At 36.1% G+C, this 3183-nt stretch carries 3 protein-coding genes; 1 reads left to right on the forward strand and 2 read right to left on the reverse strand.

The annotated features are described in order from the left end of the window. Window positions 1-153: 153 nt before the first annotated feature. Window positions 154-1185: an NADPH dehydrogenase NamA gene (namA, locus tag AC11ZT_RS10965; protein WP_484059627.1), complete on the forward strand. Its 1032-nt coding sequence runs from the start codon at window positions 154-156 to the stop codon at window positions 1183-1185. 64 nt (window positions 1186-1249) lie between these two features. Here the strand turns inward: namA and AC11ZT_RS10970 are convergent, their stop codons facing one another. Together AC11ZT_RS10970 and AC11ZT_RS10975 are read right to left on the reverse strand one after the other, a co-directional pair. Beyond that, a complete protein-coding gene (locus tag AC11ZT_RS10970) occupies window positions 1250-1801 on the reverse strand; it encodes an HD domain-containing protein (protein ID WP_484059629.1) in 552 nt (183 codons plus the stop codon). A gap of 292 nt (window positions 1802-2093) precedes the next feature. Then, the gene (locus tag AC11ZT_RS10975) at window positions 2094-3116 is read right to left on the reverse strand and encodes a TIGR03943 family putative permease subunit (RefSeq protein ID WP_484059628.1); all 1023 of its coding nucleotides are present in this window, start codon (window positions 3114-3116) and stop codon (window positions 2094-2096) included. Window positions 3117-3183 lie beyond the last annotated feature (67 nt).

The raw sequence follows: 3183 nt of genomic DNA on the forward strand, positions 1-3183 counted from the left end.
ATCCATCCAATTTCACTTTTATAATAGGTTTGATACACGTATATCTCTCCTCATTATTTCATTGTTTTCATTATAACATTCTCTAATCTTAAAAATGGAACGTATATAAGGAATAGTGGTAGAATAAATAATATTATGACAAGGAGGTATTATATGACTTCTCTTCTCTTTTCACCCTATTCAATTAAAGATGTAACACTAAAGAATCGGATCGTTATGTCTCCAATGTGTATGTATTCTTCAAACAAGCAAGATGGTACTGTTACTTCTTTTCATCAAGTTCACTATGCCTCGCGTGCAGCTGGCCAAGTTGGACTGATAGTAACTGAGGCAACCGCTGTTTCCGAAGAGGGGCGTATTTCAAATGCAGATTTAGGTATTTGGAGTGATGAGCATATTAATGGTTTACATAAACTAACTTCTCTTATTCATGACTATGGTACAAAAGTAGCCATTCAACTCGCACATGCAGGTAGAAAGGCAATTCTTGACACGCCGTCCATCGCCCCTTCAGCGATTCCTTTTAACAACCAAATGAAAACACCAGTTGAAATGACTATACCTTCCATTGAAAGAACGGTACAAGCCTTTCGTGAAGGAGCTATTCGCTCAAAAAAGGCCGGATTTGATATTATTGAATTACATGCAGCACATGGCTATTTAATTAACGAATTTTTATCTCCGCTTTCCAATAAACGGACAGATACCTATGGAGGAACTGCTGAAAATCGTTATCGATTTTTGCGTGAAATAATCAGCGCTGTGAAAGAGGTATGGGAAGGCCCTCTGTTTGTTCGAATTTCAGCAAATGATTATCATCCGGATGGATTACATATTGAGGATTACGTAATATATGCACAAATGATGAAGGAGCAGGGTGTAGATGTAATTGACTGTAGCTCAGGTGCTGTGGTACCGGCACATATTGATGTATTTCCTGGCTACCAAGTTCCCTATGCAGAGGAAATAAAACGAGGAGCGACCATTGCAACAGGAGCAGTCGGCCTTATTACGAGTGGAACACAAGCTGAAAAAATTTTAGCTGACCAACAAGCTGATCTCATATTTATTGGCCGCGAGTTACTGCGAAATCCTTACTTTGCTCGCACTGCTGCAAATGAACTTGGTTTCGAGCTTTCTGAGCCAAAACAATACGAACGTGCTCCCGGCATACGTAAACAGTAAAAAATAGTGAATAGGAAAGAGGCCAGATATAGTATGTCTTGCCTCTTTCCACATACAAACCACCTTATTTAGAAAAGACTTCCTTTACTTCCTGCTTAAACAAAGGAAAGTATGGAAAGTTAGGGATTCGTTTTTCCAAGGAAACAACCATATTTTGATAATACCATTTTTGTTTTTCTCTCCCGCGATTAAAGCGATCCCACACCATTTCTCCTACCTCTTTTATTTCTGCAGATGTTGATCGTATATTATGAAGTTTATCTACGCAAATTATCATACAAGCTTCTATTGAAACACTCTCTATCTTTTCAATTGTATGTAATTTTCTTTCTTCCCATGATTTTGATTTATCCTGCTCCGAACATTCTTCAACTAGCTTACCTACATCGGAACCAAACTCTTGAATAATATCGGCTGTAGTAAGAGTAGTATCTTCTACCGTATCATGAAGAAGGCCTGCAATTACAACATCTTCAGAACAACCTGCTTGAAGCAACAACAACGCCACAGTATACGGATGCGTTATATAAGGAATCTTGCTTCCTTTACGCAGTTGCAACTGATGGTAATGGGTAGCAATTTCTACCGCTTTGTTAAAACGATGGACAAGTTGCATATTCAACCGTTATCACATACTTTCAAATTATAATATACTACTGTACTTGTTAAAAATTTGATTTGATTCGTAAACATGAAACCCAACTTCAGCAGTTATAGCAGCTATATGCATAGCGGAAATAACAAGAAAAAATTCTCTTTTGTTCTTGGCAATTAACTACTACCCCAACACTTACCGATATGTCATATTACCTTCTTCTACCTATAATATATTCTAGTATATGAAATAGTAGGTATTCCTCGCAACTAATTGTCATGATCAATTGAAAATAAGTGCACAACTTTCCTATTTACTTTGAAAATGTCTCATATACGTACGGTGATGACGGTGTTTCTATTTTCCCCATTTTTTCAATCACGACAGATGGAAGCAAAACACGAGAAACAATTGTGCTTTCTATATGTCCTGATACTCGTATCCAATCCCCTTCCTGCAAAGAAGAAAAATTCACTCCTGTAGCTATCAAACCAAGTGTCGTCTCCTCTTCCCCGCAGCACATAATGGCATATCGAACGATGCCAATTTGCTTTTCATTCAACCCATCTTCCCGATGCACAAATCCAGCAAAGGTTATATTCTTACCAACAAATGCCTCTACATCATGTGCAATCACATTCATAATTGATACATAATTTTGATTATCTACCTGTATTTCCTTTTCTAGTAACAGATTTTTCTCTACCTGTTTCTCAAAATCCTTTGGACGTTCTTTGAGTAATTGCGGATTTTCTTCAGCATCCTGTAAAAATTGCAAAGTATCGTTTTCTTTCACTTGATTAGAAATGGGATGTACTGTAATCGGAGAAGAATACATCATATATAGTGAGAGGATTAGAAGAGAAGTTAAAACATAAAGGAAGTAGATAAAATGATGGATTTTATGAAAGTATCCTTTGTTTTCCGCACTACTTATTATAGATATGCTGCCTACAAGAATACAAAAGGATAGAAGAACGTATGCAATATAAGGGGCAATCTCCTTTTTGTTTCCAATAAATTCAAATAGAACCAGCCCCGTTCCAATAAGTGCAATTCCACTCATATAAACAAGAAAATTTTGATATCCATATATTTTATCTAATAGAGAGTTACTTCGGTTCGTTACTTGTTTTCTAGTATAGGCTATAAAAAAACACGATAATAAAATAATTAGGAGTGGGATATATACAAGAAAGATAACATATAAAGCTGACACAAAGAAAGATAACCCGCTATTCATATTTGAGTGCGTGGCTGCATACTCGGTCATGGAAAATACCATAATAATCAATAAAACAAATAAAAAACCAACATAATTTCCTCGTTTAGTCATTCCATACCTCCTATCACTGTAATTAATATATGCTTGTCCATCAAACATATTACAATTTTATAAATCG

The organism is Ectobacillus sp., assembly GCF_056992975.1.

Coding starts and splice junctions, on each gene's coding strand:
- AC11ZT_RS10970 (WP_484059629.1), bottom strand. CDS start 1,801: ATGCAACTTGTCCATCGTTTTAACAAAGCGGTAGAAATTGCTACCCAT.
- AC11ZT_RS10975 (WP_484059628.1), bottom strand. CDS start 3,116: ATGACTAAACGAGGAAATTATGTTGGTTTTTTATTTGTTTTATTGATT.
- namA (WP_484059627.1), top strand. CDS start 154: ATGACTTCTCTTCTCTTTTCACCCTATTCAATTAAAGATGTAACACTA.